The sequence below is a fragment of the Marinomonas piezotolerans genome (assembly GCF_003362755.1).
GTDB classification, from domain to species: Bacteria; Pseudomonadota; Gammaproteobacteria; order Pseudomonadales; family Marinomonadaceae; genus Marinomonas; species Marinomonas piezotolerans.
Window position 1 is genome coordinate 91,006 of sequence record NZ_QKRA01000001.1, and the last position, 13,892, is coordinate 104,897.

Here is a 13,892-nt window from a genome sequence, read left to right on the forward strand (position 1 = left end):
ACAAAGTTGGCTTTTACATAAATAGGTTTTTATTGTGGGGTACGCAATACCATTAGCTTCAACTCGGTCATATCTTCGATAGCGTAGCGAATTCCTTCACGCCCTAAACCACTGTCCTTCACTCCACCGTATGGCATGTGATCGACGCGCCAAGATGGCACATCGCCAATCACCACACCGCCGACTTCTAACTCTTCCCATGCTTTATGGGCTTTGTAGATATCTTTCGTGAAAATCCCAGCCTGTAAGCCGAAGTCAGAATTGTTGACTTCTTCAAGGGCTTTATCAAAATCTGAGAACTTAGATAAAACGGCTACGGGGCCAAATGCTTCTTGGTTGTTAACGGTCATGTCTGCCGTGACATTTTCTAATAAAGTCGCTTCTAACATCGCTCCGTTGCGATTGCCACCAGCAAGGACGGTTGCCCCAGCGGCTTTAGCTTCTTGCACCCAGCCATGAAGACGTTCGGCTTCTTTTACAGAGATCATTGGACCAATAAACGTTTCCTCATCCGCAGGGTCGCCCATAACTAGGTTGCTCACTGCTGCCGCCAGCTTAGCTTTAGCTTGGTCATACAGGGATTCGTGCACCATGATGCGTTGCACGCTGATGCAGCTTTGACCTGATTGGTAATACGCTCCAAAAATAATGCGCTGTACGGCATCTTCTAAATCCGTACCTTCGTCAACGATGCATGCGGCGTTACCGCCTAGTTCAAGTACGACCGGTTTCTTGCCTGCTTTCTTTTTCAAATCCCAACCCACATCTGGGGAGCCAGTAAAACTGAGTAGTTTCAAGCGATCATCAGTCGTAAACAAATCCGCGCCGTCGCGGCGACACGGTAAGATGGAAAAGGCACCTTCTGGCAGATCAGTTTCCGCGAGAATTTCAGCTACAATCAGTGCACTGATTGGGGTTAATGAGGCGGGTTTTAGAATAAAAGTACAACCTGCTGCAATGGCTGGCGCAATCTTGTGTGCGGCAAGATTTAATGGAAAATTAAATGGTGAGATAAACGAACATGGACCGATTGGGAAGCGCTTCCACTGTCCTTGGTAGCCTTCAGCTCGTGGCGAAATATCCATAGGAATCACTTCGCCATAAATACGGGTGGACTCTTCCGCAGCGATTTGAAAAGTATCAATTAAGCGAGTGACTTCTCCACGCGAATCTTTAATGGGCTTACCTGCTTCTTGGCACAATGCCACCGCGAGCTCCTCTGCGCGTTCTTTGAAGCGAGCGACACAATGGTTAAGGATAGCTTGACGTTTATAGGACGGTAATGCTTTCATCGCAGGTTGCGCTTTATCCGCGGCGGCGATGGCTTGATCAATGTGTTCCGCAGAGGCCATCGCGACCGTTGCGATCAGCTCGTTGGAGTATTTATTGCGAACTTCGAGATCGTCATTGGCATAAACGGGTTTATTGGCCAAGAAAAAGGGGTACTGTTTTTTCAACATAGCGCGTGTCTCTCTTTGTTATTTTCAACGTAAGGCTTGAATGGCGTGCTGTGCACAATCAATATCTTGATCTTCACTACCTCCAGAAACGCCGATAGCCCCGACGACTTCATGGTTAATGACAATCGGTAGGCCGCCGCCCAAATAGGTAAACTTTGCTTCACTTTGTAACGCGGCGAGTACGGTTGGCTTGTCCGCTAAACGGGTTTGCCAATCTCGTGTAGGGCAGCGAAAGGATAAAGCAGTGTAAGCTTTATTTTCCGCCACGTTCACAGAGATCAATGGTGATCCATTCATACGCAAACTCGCTAACGGGTTGCCAGTGGTGTCTACGATGGTCATACTGATATGAATATTTAGGCTTTGTGCACGATCAATGGCGGCCATTCCCATCTGAATAGCGGCATTCGTGGTTAGGTTCGTTTGGTTTGTTACGTAGGTTGTCATGTGCTCACTCTAAGGGAAAGATTACGTTTACTTGCCCGGTGCTGGACCTTGGGAAGTAATCCATAATGATCTCTGCTTTACCTTGGTATTTATCCCAGCCCAAAGCGCCAAATAACATTACAGTATCAAAAAAAGCCCAGCGAGCTGGGCAAAAAGGGTGATGCATAAACGCACTAGGTTTGTGTAAACCATGACGCGTTTTCAACTAGTAGACGGAGGCATTACCCTGGGAGTCATTATTTAGTTCGGGTTTAAATTCACTGACGAGATTTTTGGTCGCCGTCATTAGTAATCCGGTATCACTTCCGACTGCGACAAATAGCGCACCGCAGTCCAAGTAACGACGTGCCTGTTTTTTATCAGCCATCAGTACGCCTGGCGCTTTGCCTGCGGCAACGATTTTGGCAATGCTTGCTTCGATGACTTTAACCACTTCGGGGTGATTGGGTTGACCAATATAACCCAGTGAAGCGCTTAAATCGGCAGGTCCGATGAACACACCGTCGACGCCGTCTACGGCGAGAATGTTATCGAGCTCTTTTACAGCTTTCGCTGATTCAATTTGTACTAACACACAAATCTCTTCGTTGGCCGTTGTAAGGTAGTCAGCAGTGCGGTTGAACTGAGACGCACGCGCTAATGCACTGCCTACACCACGCACACCATGAGGGGGGTAGCGAGTACCACGAACGATCTGCTGAGCTTGTTCTGCGTTATCGACCATCGGTGCGAGAATCGTTTGTACCCCCAAATCTAGAATCTGTTTGAGGGCGACATCGTCAGCCCAAGCGGGGCGAACAATCGGATGGGTGGCAAATGGCGCTAGGGCTTGTAGCTGCCCAAGCATGGTTTGTAGCGTATTGGGTGCATGTTCGCCATCAATTAATAACCAGTCGAATCCTGCTGAGCCAATGAGCTCAGCGGTATAGTTATTGGCAAGACCCAACCAAAGACCGATTTGGGGATCTTTATTGATGAGAGCCTGTTTGAACATATTTTTTGGTGCTGACATGCTGACGCCCCCTTATTTAAAATAACAGGACACGGTGCCTAGCGTCCCAAAGTCGACACTGAATGTGTCGCCTTTACGTGCTGCCACAGGGCGCGTAAAAGAGCCACCCAAAATGATTTGTCCAGGTTCTAGCTCGACATCAAAGGGCGCCAGTTTGTTGGCTAACCAAGCTACACCATTGGCAGGGTGGTTCAATACACCGGCCGCAACGCCCGTTTCTTCGATGATGCCGTTGCGTTGCATGATGGCAGAGACCCAACGCAAATCCATCTCATCGATTTTGATTGGACGGCCACCTAAAATGATCGCGGCGTTCGCGGCATTGTCAGAAATGGTGTCAAATACTTTACGAGGACGGCCACTCTCAGGGTCGATTGATTGGCTGCGAGCATCGATCAGCTCCAGCGCCGGCACCACGTAACCCGTCGCATCATAAACATCAAACATCGTGACGTTGGGGCCCTTTAGTGGCTTTTTCAGGATAAACGCCAGTTCCACTTCAATGCGCGGCACAATGAAATCGTCAGTATTAATTTCACAGCCATCGTGATAAAGCATGTCGTCCAACAGTGTGCCGTAGTCTGGCTCATCAATTTGCGAGCTCATTTGCATGGCGCGGGAGGTCAAACCGATTTTATGGCCAATGATTTCACGGCCTTCGCTGAGTTTAATGTTTAACCACTCACGCTGAATCGCGTAGGCATCTTCAATGGTGATGTCTGGGTAATCTAAAGAGATTTGACGAATCTGTTTACGAGATTTTTCAGCCTCATGCAAGCGCTGTGCACAGCTTGCGATAATGTCTTTTGATAGCATGAAGGGCTCCTAGTTTAAGCTTGCAAGGTAGTCTGATTCAGAAATAATCGTATTGGTCAGTACGCCAACGCCTTCGACTTCCGTCGTTACCACATCACCTGGTTTCACGTCCGCCAAACCTTCTGGCGTCCCCGTGAAGATCATATCCCCTGGTGTGAGCGTCATGATGTCGCTGAGGTAAGAGATCAAGTATGGGATATCAAACACAAGGTCTTTGGTGTTGCCTTCTTGCTTTAGCTCACCATTAATATAAGTGCGTAACACTAAGTTATGAGGATCTTTGATCTGATCCGCATCGATAATGTACGGTCCGATAGGCGTACATGTGTCGCGGCTTTTGACTCGCAGATTGGGGCGGTAATAGTTTTCTAGGTAATCACGAATTGCGTAATCGTTACCGACCGTGTAGCCACCGACGTAATCCATCGCGTCTTCTTTGGAGACATTTTTCGCTTCTTTGCCAATCACGACGACTAACTCACATTCATAGTGCATGTAGTCAACATTGTCAGGACGATAAGTATGTTGTTCGTGGCCTATGAGTGAATTGCTATTTTTCAAAAACACGAGCGGCTCATCCGGTGCTTTGAATGAGAGTTCGGCTGCGTGGTCAGCGTAGTTAATAGCTAGTACAAACATCTTACCTTTACACGGCGGCAGCCAAGAAAAGGAGCCAGCAGCCAGTACGTCACCTGACTGAGTGATCACTTCGTTATTGTCATTAACAGTAACGTCTAAAATTTGGTCATTTGCTTTTACGCGAGCATGCTTCATGTTCGGTCTCACTCTTGTTCAACTGGGTTCGCTAAGCGGCCAACGGCCTCAATATCGATCATGACGATGTCGTCACCTTTAATTTCTAACGATTCGTCGCGTAAGGGCGTGCCCGCGATGATGAGATCACCGACTTCTAGGGTCATAAAGCTAGAGATATAGCTGATGATCTTCTCTACACTGTGAACCAAACAATCAGTGCTTGTGCTATGAACCAGTTCATCGTTGACATAAGTATTGATTGACAAGCTATTTGGGTTTGTCACCAACGCTTTATCCACCACCCAAGGCCCGATCGGGCAGAATGTGTCTCGGCATTTTGCTTTGACCGCAGGGCGATAGAATGAGGTCTCTGCAAGAGAAACTTCGTTGACTACTGTGTAGCCTTTTACAAAGTCCAGAGCGTGTTCTTCACTGACTCGGGTTGCTTTTTTACCAATCACGATGCCTAGAGACGGTCCTGCGTAAACTGCGCCTTTATTTGTAGGAATGCGGATTGTCTGACCATGTCCGATGTGAGTGTTGTCGGTTTTGATGTGAAGTACAGGCGTTTTAGGGGGAGTGACATAGGGCTTCTCTTCAAATTGATCCTCTATGCTCGCCACGAGATCTTTATTATTGAGCGCGACGCCGATGACTGCGCCATGCGTGGCGGGAGCCAGTGGCTCGGCCATGTCTACCGCGAAAGTTGTGTCACTTTTTTTTGTCACCACTTTGCCGGATTCTTGTAGTCGGTATGTGTACATAGGAATAGTTACCAATTTATTTTAGTTAACATGTTAACGATATTGTCGTAAATAAAGCGCAGATGTCAATATCTGTTTTTAATTTAAGAATTTTCTAAACAAATCTCGTTGAGAGTGGATACAGAGCTTGCGATAGATATTTTTACGATGGTTTTTGATAGTGCCCTCAGACACAAAGCATTTTTCAGCGATACTCGCGGACGCCAAGCCTTGTAAAATGTATCGGACTACTTCTTTTTCTCGTTTGGTTAAACCAAATTGATCCATGAATCGCTCTTGAGCAGTGAGGTTGGTACTCTGATGAGTGATCGAGGGATGGTGGTCATCATCAATGGTCAGAATGGTTGATAGCAACGCTTCATGCTTTTGAATAGCGGATTTTATCGATTCAAGATAAGGGCGTAGCTCAGAATTCAGCTGATGGATAGGCGTTTTGTCCGCTGTGTAAGCTAGACAAATCGTTCGTTCATCATTAAGGCTCACAATCAAGTTAGCTTCATTTTTCCACCCGATCTTGTGGTAGAAGCGATCGTAATACGCGGAGCTTTCAAAATCGTGTCGGGTAATACTGTCCAGTGTTACCAACGCTTTATTTTGATGTTGATTAATCACATCGTAAAAAGGGTCGAGCTGGTAAGCAAAATCGCAATAGAGTTGATCAAGTTCTGGGTCTTTGAATCCCGCTAGCAGAGCAGGTTTGTCAGCTTTGGGGTAGCTGAATACCTTAAAGTTAGAAACGGTCGAAATTTTGCTAAAGCAAACGCCTACTTGCGAGTAAAAACATGGCTCCCCAATGGCTCCAATAAGCTCAGGAACGCTTTGAAATAAAGAATTGTCCATAATCGTCATATGCACCTCTTAATTGTTGTTTTTGAGCTGAGATCTCACGCAAGATTGATGACAATGACCCAGCATAGTAAACCTGTTTCCCAAAAAATTCTCATGTCATAACTTCATCTGTTCGCATCAAGAGCCCTTGACAGATCCTGATCTCAGTATTAATTTACTTAACATGTTAATAAAATGAAAGGGTTTTTGCCTTTCCGTTACATCTAATTGCTTCATAGGAGAGCGGGTGAGAATGATAAAAAATCTAATTAATGGCGAATGGGTGGAAAGCGAAAAGACTTTTCAAACCTTCAATCCTGCGACGGGAGAAGTGTTGGCTGAAGTCGCTCATGCTTCAGATGAGCAAGTTGCTCAAGCTGTCCAAGCAGCGAAAGACGCATTCCCAGCGTGGGCAAACATGCCGATTGCTAAGCGTTCAAAAATCATCGAAAAATTGGGTGATTTGATTGGTGAAAACGTAGAAGAGCTAGCGCGTCTTGAGACAGCGGACACGGGGTTGCCGTTGTACCAAACACTGAATGCGTTGATTCCTCGCTCATCCAACAATTTCTACTTCTTTGCGGAAAAAGCGAAGCAAATGAACGGTCACACCTACCCAATGGATGACCAGATGTTGAACTACACTCTATACCAACCAACGGGTGTGTGTGCTCTGATTTCTCCCTGGAATGTCCCATTCATGACCGGGACATGGAAAACGGCACCTGCTTTAGCATTGGGTAATACGGTCGTTATGAAACAGTCTGAGTTATCTCCGCTAACCACAGATTTTCTGGGTCGCTTAACGATCGAAGCGGGCGTACCGCCTGGTGTCTTCAACATCGTACATGGCTACGGGGCGACGACCGGTAATGCCATCATTACCAATGAGGATGTCGATGCGATTTCCTTCACGGGTGGCACAGCAACTGGCAAACACATTATTGCCAATGCGGGTCTGAAAAAGTTCTCGATGGAATTAGGTGGCAAGTCGCCGGTGATGATCTTTGAAGATTGTGATTACGAGCGTGCTCTTGACGCTGCAGTATTTGGCATCTTCTCTATCAATGGTGAACGTTGTACTGCTGGGTCTCGTATTTTTGTACAAAAGAGTATTTACGACAAATTCGCGACGGAATTTGCTGAGCGTGCTAGCAAAATCAGAGTGGGCGATCCAAGTGATCTGAATACGCAAGTGGGATCACTTATCAGTCAACAGCACTTTGATAAAGTGACGGGCTACATTCGCATCGGTATTGAAGAGGGCGCTACTCTAATTGCTGGAGGCCCAGATAAGCCAGTAGATGAACTGCCAGATCATCTAAAAGGCGGCCACTTTGTGCGCCCAACAGTCTTCCGCGATGTCACCAATGACATGCGCATTGCGCAAGAAGAAATCTTTGGTCCAGTCGCGGTCTTGATTCCATTCGAAGACGAAGAAGATGTAGTTGCGATGGCCAATGACAACGAGTACGGCCTAGCGTCTTACCTATGGACTCAGGATGTTAGCAAAGTTCACCGTATTGCACAGAAAGTCGATGCAGGCATGATGTTTGTTAACTCTCAAAACGTTCGTGATTTGCGTACGCCATTTGGTGGTAAGAAAGCATCGGGTACTGGCCGTGAGGGTGGTGATTACAGCTTTGAAGTGTTCTGTGAACCGAAAAACGTTTGTATCAGCATGGGGTCTCACCATATCCCTAAATGGGGTGTGTAACTCAAACTTTATAGAGAAGGGCATAATACGCTCTTCTCTTTTGCCTATGGGAGCAATGTTATGCCACATTTTGTCGTGGAATACTCTGCTAACCTTGAAGATCGGTTAGACTTTCAGCCGCTTTTTAAATCCCTTCATGAATATGTTGTGTCGACGGGGCATTTTCCTTTAGGCGGTGTGCGCAGCCGTGCGATTAAGGTAGACCATTACCGTGTTGCAGACGGTCGGGAAGATTTTGCGTTATTAAATCTGAATTTGAAGATAGGGCACGGGCGCAGTATGGAGCTTCGCAAAGAGGTAGCAGAGCGCGTTTTTGCAATATTGTGTGAGTGGTTAAAACCTATTACTGATACTAGCTATGTTCAAATCTCTTTCGAACTCACTGAACTTGATCCAGTGCTGAAATTTAACAAAAATAATATTCATGCTCTGTTTACTAATAAAGAATAGAGCCATTTTTGGAGAGTACCTATGGGCAAACTAGCCTTAGCTGCCAAAATCACCCACGTACCATCTATGTATTTATCCGAGCTTGATGGGCCTAGAAAAGGCTTTCGTCAGGCGGCAATCGATGGGCATCATGAAATCTCACGCCGTTGTCGCGAGTTAGGCGTAGACACGATTGTCGTGTTTGATACACATTGGTTGGTGAATGCGGGTTACCACATTAACTGTGCGCCGCATTGGGAAGGAGTCTATACCAGTAATGAGTTGCCGCACTTCATTAACAACATGCCATACAGCTTAGATGGCAACCCTGAATTAGGTCGTATCATTGCGCAAGTGTGTAATGAGCAAGGTGTCGAGACGATGGCTCACGATGCGACGACATTAGCACCAGAGTATGGCGCATTGGTTCCTATGCGTTATATGAATGAAGATAACCACTTCAAGTGCATCTCTGTCTCAGCACTTTTAACCGTCCACTATCTTAATGATTCCGCCCGTTTGGGCTGGGCGCTGCGTGAAGCGATTGAAAAACATTACGATGGTACAGTTGCGATCCTAGCCAGTGGCTCTTTATCACATCGCTTTGCGCAAAACGGTCAAGCACCAGAGTTCTCTGATAAGGTGTGGAGCCCGTTCCTAGAAGACCTCGATCATCGTGTCGTGGAAATGTGGGAAAACGGTGAATGGGAAAGATTCTGCGGCATGTTGCCAGAATACGCGGCAAAGGGACATGGTGAAGGCTTTATGCACGATACGGCCATGCTGCTCGGCGCATTAGGTTGGTCAGATTACGATCAAAAAGTCGAAGTGGTGACGCCTTATTTTGGTAGCTCAGGCACGGGGCAGATTAATGCGATATTCCCAGTGTCGCCACAAACAGGTAACGCTGTGCCAGCACCACAGGCCTCTCAAGAATCCGATGAGTTTGTGTACGGTAAGAGTCGCTTGTAATCTGTTCTATCTACGTTGAATTAGATGGGCTTCACACATTTAAGTGTGGGGCCCATTTTTATATACAGTGTCGTGAGTTGTCAGGGGAGCTTTGGGTTTTCACCTGTAGACAAACACTAGCTTGATGTGTCCTAATACTGTTTATTTACACAGTACTTGGTATGAGCTCGCAACCTCTCTACAACAAAAAAATAATTCACATAGATATGGATGCGTTCTTCGCATCCGTTGAGATGCGTGATGAACCGAGCTATCGGAATATCCCTTTAGCGGTAGGGGGCAGTGCGAAGCAACGAGGCGTAATTAGTACCTGTAATTACGAAGCCCGTGTCTATGGTGTACGTTCCGCTATGTCGACTGCAATGGCAAAGAAGCTATGTCCGCAATTGACTGTGATACCCGGAAGGATGCAGGTATACAAAAGCGTTTCTGATCAAATACGCGCAATCTTTGCTCGATATACCGACTTGATCGAGCCTCTTTCATTAGATGAAGCCTATCTAGATGTTACCGAGTGTGAGCAATATCATGGTTCAGCCACTCTAATAGCCGAAGCGATTAGGTCAGACATTCGGTCTGAGCTGAATTTAACGGCCTCTGCTGGCGTCGCACCTATTAAGTTTCTTGCCAAGATCGCCTCTGATATGAATAAACCCGACGGCCAATTTGTCATCCCGCCTAGTGACGTTCAGCGCATCGTTGACCAATTACCTTTAGAGAAAATACCGGGGGTGGGTAAGGTGAGTTTACAGAAGTTGCATGAAGCGGGGTTTTACATAGGGGCTGATATTCGTAAAGGCGATTATTTGGCCTTGGTAAGACAGTTTGGCCGATTAGGGCATTCATTGTGGCATCGGAGTCACGGCATTGATCAAAGAGCCGTAACGCCTAATCGTTTGCGTAAGTCTGTTGGCGTTGAGCGTACTTTCGAGACAAATATAACGTCTTTCGACGAATGCTGGCAGGTGATAGAGAATCGTTTGTTTCCAGAGTTAAAGCAACGCCTTAATAAGGCTGCAACAAACAATTTAATTTCGAAGCAGGGTATCAAGGTTAAATTTGCCGACTTTCAACAGACGACGATTGAACACGTGCATACTCATCTCGATCTGCTTTATTTTCGAGAGCTACTAGCGGAGGTGCTCAAGCGGCAAGGCGGACGTGAAATTAGGCTGTTAGGCTTACACGTAATGCTTCGGCCCATTGAAGAGACGAGACAGCTTACGCTGGATTTTTCAACGTAATGCTGGATGCGGAGTAAAAAAAACCAGTACACCCTGAGGTGTACTGGCGTGAGCGAAATACATATTACTGACTATATAGGGTGATCTTAACGTCGCTCAAACTGGTAAGGTATTAGGTTAACTGTCAAAGCCGCATGGGCGGCTGTTGCCACGATATGCGCACGTAAATGGTTAAAAAGGTACTAAAACACTTATGGGGGTTGTCGGCTATCGAAGCGCTGGTGTTTCCCACAGGTTGAGTGGTACGCCTATGCCTTTTTTAACAGCGTTGCGATACACCACTGTTGCCCAAGCAACATCTTCAACGGGCATTCCCCCAACGGACATAATGATGATCTCGTCATTATTTTTACGTCCTGGGGCATCTCCAGCGACGATCTGGCCGAGGTCTTCTAAGTCGTCTAGCGAGATCTGACCATCATGAATCATATCCATGCAGCGTACGCCCACTAAAGGGATGTTGTTGTGAGCTGGTTTCGGTACCTCTTCGTACCACGCTTCATAAAGCCCTGTGTTGTCTAGTACCTTCCGAACCGTTTTTTGTTCCATCGCATCGTCCATTCGGCAACTAGCAGGCATCGCCAGAAACGCTCCGGGTTTTACCCATTCGCGCTTAATTAAAGGGTAGGTGTTCGGGTCACCTACGGCTCCCGAGTTACAGTAAGTCACAAGGTCGGCCCCCCGTACCACGTCTTCAACCGAATCGACGATCTGAATATTCGTAATTTGCGGGAAGGTAGCGTTTAGCCATGCCGTGAAATCGTCCAGACTTTTCTGGCCTCGTCCTTTGATTTTGATCGTGTCTATATTCGGGCAAGCGGCAACGAAAGCCGCGACGGTTGTTCTACCCATTACTCCGGGCCCAAGCAGACCGATGACCTTGGAGTCTTTGCGTGCCAGGTGGCGAGCTCCTACCCCAGGTATAGCACCCGTACGGTAGGCAGATAATAAGTTAGCAGACATAAAAGCCAGTGGCGCACCTGTGTCTATGTCATTGAGAATCATTGTTAGGATAGAGCGAGGTAAGCCTTTCTCGCGGTTAGCGATATTAGATCCATACCACTTAACGCCTGAGGTTTGAAAGCGGCCACCTAGGTAAGCAGGCATGGCCATTAGCCTGCGATCTGCGGTTGGTTTAGGCATGGTAGAGAATGGCGATTCTTCTGGAAACGTAATTAAAGCGCCGTGAGAATCACTGTTCGACCCCGCCATGCGATAGTCGCCCCGATATAGAAGTGCAAACATTTCCTCCATGGTGTCAACACAGCGAGGCATGTCTGTGACACCTGCCTCAATCATGTCTTGTTCAGAAAGATAGATAAAATCAATTTTTGTGTTTTCTACCATAAGTCACCTCAGAGCGGGTATTCTTTATAAAAAAGGATCTAAAAAATTAATAATTCTCACAATACGATAAAAAATAAATTTATAGAAGGTTTTTCATTCATTTAATCTGGTTTATTTTCTTTATGTCGTAATACTAAGTGCACAGGCCTACATTCCTAATCTGCCAATTGGTAAGAATCATAGGGCGTGACGGGCTGGTAGTTGGCCAGTAGGTGAAAATTTGTACCGTATGCTCGCTGAGTGGAGAGATGATGCGTTTATGCTGATATAGAGACTTTTGTGCCGTTTTTTACAAAAAAACATCTGTAAACAGATGAAATATCTCCAAATGTGATAATCGTGTGGAAATATATTGAATTTATTAGTTGTTATTATCGAATTTATTCTCTATGTTGAATTTAGGTGTTTTTCCAAGAAAAGCGAGAGGAAACACTCAATCACCGCTATACGACCGTTTTCATCAGAGCATTACGCTGACATTGATTGGAGAAGAATATGAAAAAAATAACAAAATTGTTAACCAGTAGCCTTTTAGTCGGAGCTACTTTGCTATCGCCTATAGCCTTTGCAGATTATCCAAAGCGCCCCGTTAAATTTGTCGTGCCTTGGCCTCCAGGCGATCTTGAAGATATTCTGACTCGGATTATCGCTGACGAAATGAGCAAAGAAACGGGCAAACCTGCGACAGTGGTGAACAAGCCTGGTGGTAGTGGTGTGGTTGGCGCCGCGGAAGTAGCAACAGCGAGACCAGATGGTCTAACGATTGGCTCTTTTGTTAATGATTTGTTGACGATTAAAGTACTGACAAAAAGCGTACCTTGGAACGAAGAAACGTTTGAACCCGTTGGTATCTTCTTAGATTATCCTTTTGTGTTGGCGACCCGCGGTGATGCACCTTATAACACAATGGATGAGCTTTCAGAGTATTCTCAGTCTAACGATGTCTCGTTGGGACACTTCGGTTATCAGGCTGGTCCAACTGCCATGACATTCCAAGCGGCAGACCGACTTAATATTCGATTCGCTTCTAATGCGCCGTTTGATGCGACAGATTGTTCTGTATTGGCAAATGGTGACGCGGACATTATCAATACCACTACACAGCTTATTTTGGCTTGTTTGAAATCTGGTGATGCGAAAATTCTAACAAGTTTTACCTCTACTCGAATTCCTTTAGCTCCTGATGCGCCGACTTTAGATGAAATAGCTGGCATTCCTCTAACAACTTGGAATGGCTTGTTTGTACCGAAAGGTACGCCTGAAGACGTGAAACAGCGTATTGCAGAGATTGCTAAGAAAGCTTTGAGACTGCCAAAAGTTCAAGAAATAGCTGAAGAAACGGGTGCGGTTGTCTATTGGCTGGACGCGGAAGGTTCGAAAAAACGTATCGAAGAAGAAACCTTTTTAAGTCAGCAGTTAACCAAATATCTTCAGCAATAAACCTACGAAGCAATAATAAAAAATACATGCCCTAGCCTTAGCTAGGGCATTCGCAGGGGGTAACATGAAAACAGGTGTGGTTATGGGCAGAAAGTCTTCTTCAGATATGAATAGTCGGGAAATGACTGACGAGATGAAAGAGCAGTCAAGGACGTTGCCATTTTATTTCGCCTTTTTTATTAGTTGCGTTGTACTGCTGTGTTTAATGACGAGTGAAGTCAGAATATTTTCTGATAAAGGTTGGTACTTACAGCCTATGCTTGGGCCCGCAATTGGTCTAACCGTCATGACAATTTTATGCTTTGTTAAGTTATTGCAAGGGGCGATGTTTTTCAAATATGTGTCTATCGCGTCGATCGTTCAATACATAACCAGAACAGTCTCGGCACATAGAATCACTTTTTGGGCAATGGGTTCTTTTTATGTCTACGTTCATGCTTTAAGTGTCATTGGATTCTTACTTTCAAATTTAGTGCTTCTCCTTTTTATGCTTTTCATTTCCAAAAGGCTGGACCGCTTTTGGGGCCCGATGGCCGTATTGGCAGCCATCGGCATAGTGGTGGTTTTTCGAATGGTAATTGGCCTATGGATGGACGATGTTTGGCTCTACAGCCTGCTACCTGATGCAGCGTCTGATTTTTGTAATATGTATTTATAGGT

General features: G+C 46.0%; 14 protein-coding genes. 6 read left to right on the forward strand and 8 right to left on the reverse strand.

Annotated elements, in window-relative coordinates; all coding sequences use genetic code 11:
• Positions 1–29: 29 nt before the first annotated feature.
• From DN730_RS00350 to DN730_RS00385, 7 genes are all read right to left on the reverse strand, one after another.
• Entirely contained in the window at positions 30–1,460 is a 1,431-nt protein-coding gene (locus tag DN730_RS00350; RefSeq protein WP_115466130.1) for an aldehyde dehydrogenase family protein, read from the reverse strand.
• A 24-nt stretch (positions 1,461–1,484) separates the two neighbouring features.
• On the reverse strand, positions 1,485–1,907 hold the full coding sequence (locus DN730_RS00355; protein ID WP_115466131.1) for a GlcG/HbpS family heme-binding protein: 423 nt from the start codon (positions 1,905–1,907) through the stop codon (positions 1,485–1,487).
• 205 nt (positions 1,908–2,112) lie between these two features.
• Positions 2,113–2,919, reverse strand: a complete 807-nt coding sequence (gene hpaI / locus DN730_RS00365) for a 4-hydroxy-2-oxoheptanedioate aldolase (protein ID WP_115466132.1) — start codon at positions 2,917–2,919, stop codon at positions 2,113–2,115.
• A 12-nt stretch (positions 2,920–2,931) separates the two neighbouring features.
• Complete coding sequence (gene hpaH / locus DN730_RS00370; RefSeq protein WP_115466133.1) at positions 2,932–3,735, reverse strand: 2-oxo-hept-4-ene-1,7-dioate hydratase; 804 nt, start codon at positions 3,733–3,735, stop codon at positions 2,932–2,934.
• A gap of 9 nt (positions 3,736–3,744) precedes the next feature.
• A complete protein-coding gene (locus DN730_RS00375; RefSeq protein ID WP_115466134.1) occupies positions 3,745–4,509 on the reverse strand; it encodes a fumarylacetoacetate hydrolase family protein in 765 nt (254 codons plus the stop codon).
• A gap of 8 nt (positions 4,510–4,517) precedes the next feature.
• Positions 4,518–5,255, reverse strand: a complete 738-nt coding sequence (locus tag DN730_RS00380) for a fumarylacetoacetate hydrolase family protein (protein WP_115466135.1) — start codon at positions 5,253–5,255, stop codon at positions 4,518–4,520.
• 78 nt (positions 5,256–5,333) lie between these two features.
• Complete coding sequence (locus DN730_RS00385) at positions 5,334–6,104, reverse strand: helix-turn-helix transcriptional regulator (RefSeq protein ID WP_115466136.1); 771 nt, start codon at positions 6,102–6,104, stop codon at positions 5,334–5,336.
• A 232-nt stretch (positions 6,105–6,336) separates the two neighbouring features.
• Here DN730_RS00385 and hpaE point away from each other — a divergent pair, with 232 nt between their 5' ends.
• From hpaE to dinB, 4 genes are all read left to right on the forward strand, one after another.
• On the forward strand, positions 6,337–7,800 hold the full coding sequence (gene hpaE, locus DN730_RS00390) for a 5-carboxymethyl-2-hydroxymuconate semialdehyde dehydrogenase (RefSeq protein ID WP_147290550.1): 1,464 nt from the start codon (positions 6,337–6,339) through the stop codon (positions 7,798–7,800).
• Between the two features lie 60 nt (positions 7,801–7,860).
• On the forward strand, positions 7,861–8,250 hold the full coding sequence (locus tag DN730_RS00395; protein ID WP_115466138.1) for a 5-carboxymethyl-2-hydroxymuconate Delta-isomerase: 390 nt from the start codon (positions 7,861–7,863) through the stop codon (positions 8,248–8,250).
• A 21-nt stretch (positions 8,251–8,271) separates the two neighbouring features.
• Positions 8,272–9,201, forward strand: coding sequence for a 3,4-dihydroxyphenylacetate 2,3-dioxygenase (gene hpaD, locus DN730_RS00400; protein WP_115466139.1), 930 nt, complete (start codon positions 8,272–8,274; stop codon positions 9,199–9,201).
• A 161-nt stretch (positions 9,202–9,362) separates the two neighbouring features.
• A complete protein-coding gene (gene dinB / locus DN730_RS00405; protein WP_115466140.1) occupies positions 9,363–10,445 on the forward strand; it encodes a DNA polymerase IV in 1,083 nt (360 codons plus the stop codon).
• 207 nt (positions 10,446–10,652) lie between these two features.
• Here dinB and DN730_RS00410 read toward each other — a convergent pair whose 3' ends face one another.
• A complete protein-coding gene (locus tag DN730_RS00410) occupies positions 10,653–11,792 on the reverse strand; it encodes an ornithine cyclodeaminase family protein (protein WP_115466141.1) in 1,140 nt (379 codons plus the stop codon).
• 495 nt (positions 11,793–12,287) lie between these two features.
• Between DN730_RS00410 and DN730_RS00415 the strand changes: the two genes are divergently transcribed.
• Positions 12,288–13,232: a tripartite tricarboxylate transporter substrate binding protein gene (locus DN730_RS00415; protein ID WP_115466142.1), complete on the forward strand. Its 945-nt coding sequence runs from the start codon at positions 12,288–12,290 to the stop codon at positions 13,230–13,232.
• 64 nt (positions 13,233–13,296) lie between these two features.
• The gene (locus DN730_RS00420) at positions 13,297–13,890 is read left to right on the forward strand and encodes a hypothetical protein (RefSeq protein WP_115466143.1); all 594 of its coding nucleotides are present in this window, start codon (positions 13,297–13,299) and stop codon (positions 13,888–13,890) included.
• Positions 13,891–13,892 lie beyond the last annotated feature (2 nt).

What these genes read in the sequence shown, in the direction of transcription:
- DN730_RS00350 (WP_115466130.1), bottom strand. Translation starts at nt 1,460, where the DNA reads ATGTTGAAAAAACAGTACCCCTTTTTCTTGGCCAATAAACCCGTTTAT.
- DN730_RS00385 (WP_115466136.1), bottom strand. Translation starts at nt 6,104, where the DNA reads ATGACGATTATGGACAATTCTTTATTTCAAAGCGTTCCTGAGCTTATT.
- DN730_RS00420 (WP_115466143.1), top strand. Translation starts at nt 13,297, where the DNA reads ATGAAAACAGGTGTGGTTATGGGCAGAAAGTCTTCTTCAGATATGAAT.
- DN730_RS00375 (WP_115466134.1), bottom strand. Translation starts at nt 4,509, where the DNA reads ATGAAGCATGCTCGCGTAAAAGCAAATGACCAAATTTTAGACGTTACT.
- DN730_RS00415 (WP_115466142.1), top strand. Translation starts at nt 12,288, where the DNA reads ATGAAAAAAATAACAAAATTGTTAACCAGTAGCCTTTTAGTCGGAGCT.
- hpaE (WP_147290550.1), top strand. Translation starts at nt 6,337, where the DNA reads ATGATAAAAAATCTAATTAATGGCGAATGGGTGGAAAGCGAAAAGACT.
- DN730_RS00355 (WP_115466131.1), bottom strand. Translation starts at nt 1,907, where the DNA reads ATGACAACCTACGTAACAAACCAAACGAACCTAACCACGAATGCCGCT.
- hpaI (WP_115466132.1), bottom strand. Translation starts at nt 2,919, where the DNA reads ATGTCAGCACCAAAAAATATGTTCAAACAGGCTCTCATCAATAAAGAT.
- hpaD (WP_115466139.1), top strand. Translation starts at nt 8,272, where the DNA reads ATGGGCAAACTAGCCTTAGCTGCCAAAATCACCCACGTACCATCTATG.
- hpaH (WP_115466133.1), bottom strand. Translation starts at nt 3,735, where the DNA reads ATGCTATCAAAAGACATTATCGCAAGCTGTGCACAGCGCTTGCATGAG.
- DN730_RS00380 (WP_115466135.1), bottom strand. Translation starts at nt 5,255, where the DNA reads ATGTACACATACCGACTACAAGAATCCGGCAAAGTGGTGACAAAAAAA.
- dinB (WP_115466140.1), top strand. Translation starts at nt 9,363, where the DNA reads ATGAGCTCGCAACCTCTCTACAACAAAAAAATAATTCACATAGATATG.
- DN730_RS00395 (WP_115466138.1), top strand. Translation starts at nt 7,861, where the DNA reads ATGCCACATTTTGTCGTGGAATACTCTGCTAACCTTGAAGATCGGTTA.
- DN730_RS00410 (WP_115466141.1), bottom strand. Translation starts at nt 11,792, where the DNA reads ATGGTAGAAAACACAAAAATTGATTTTATCTATCTTTCTGAACAAGAC.